This is a genomic window from Leisingera sp. F5 (assembly GCF_001593695.1).
This window is the reverse complement of the sequence record NZ_LUKH01001365.1, coordinates 1-1,075: the sequence shown is the minus strand read 5'-3', so window position 1 is coordinate 1,075 and position 1,075 is coordinate 1. Positions and strand designations below refer to the sequence as shown.

At 59.2% G+C, this 1,075-nt stretch carries 1 protein-coding gene; it reads right to left on the bottom strand.

The genetic code is table 11. The annotated features are described in order from the left end of the window. Nucleotides 1-49: 49 nt before the first annotated feature. Nucleotides 50-1,075 (bottom strand): aminotransferase class III-fold pyridoxal phosphate-dependent enzyme (locus tag A2I95_RS41460; RefSeq protein ID WP_291738095.1); only part of this gene is annotated, 1,026 nt, incomplete at its 5' end.

Here is a 1,075-nt window from a genome sequence, read left to right as displayed (position 1 = left end):
GGTCAAAGCTTCACTTAGCCATTAAAAATAGGGAGTTTGGCGCTCAGCTTCACCCCAACACAGCTTGTACAGCCCGCAGCGTCGCTGCCACCACCTGATCAGCTTCCGCACGGCTAAGACAGAACGGAGGTGCAAAGCCCAGGATATCCCCCTGCGGCATGGCGCGGGCGATGACCTTGTCCTGTTCCAGCAATTTGGCCGAGATCTGCGGTCCGATCTTGTTTGCGGCATCAAAGAAAATGCGGCTGTCCTTGTCCTTCACAAATTCTACGGCACACAGCATACCCTCGCCGCGCACGTCGCCCACATTGGCGTGACCGGACAGTGCCTCTGCCATGGTGGCGGTCAGATAGGCGCCGACCTCGCCTGCGTTCTGCACCAGGTTCAGCTCATCGATCAGCTTGAGGTTGGCAACACCCGCTGCCGCACCGATCGGGTGCGCCGAATAGGTCCAGCCATGGCCGATCGGACCGTTTTCGTCGGTGCCTTGTTCCAGGACCTTCCAAACCTTGTCTGAAATGATGGAGCCGGACAGCGGCGCATATGCCGAGGTGAGGCCCTTGGCGATGGTGATGATGTCAGCCTCGATACCGTAGTGGTCCGAACCGAACATACCGCCGAGACGTCCAAAACCGGTGACAACCTCATCAGCAACCAGCAGGATGCCGTGCTTTTTGAGCACCGCCTGAATTGCTTCCCAATAGCCTGCAGGCGGCGGTACGATGCCGCCGGTGCCCAGAACCGGCTCACCGATGAAGGCAGCGATAGTATCTGCGCCCTCACGCTCGATCAGTGCCTCCAGTTCGGCGGCGCAATGAGCGACGAACTGTTCCTCGGACTGGTCCAAGTTGTTGCGGCGGTAGTAGTACGGGGCCTCGGTGTGGATCACTTGTTCGATTGGCAGGTCGAACTTCTTGTGGAACAGCTCCAGCCCGGTCAAGGAGCCGGTGACCAGCCCGGATCCGTGATAGCCGCGCCAGCGGGAGATGATCTTTTTCTTCTCCGGGCGGCCCAGGATGTTGTTGTAGTACCAGATCAGCTTGACGTTGGTTTCATTCGCGTCCGAACCGCCGAG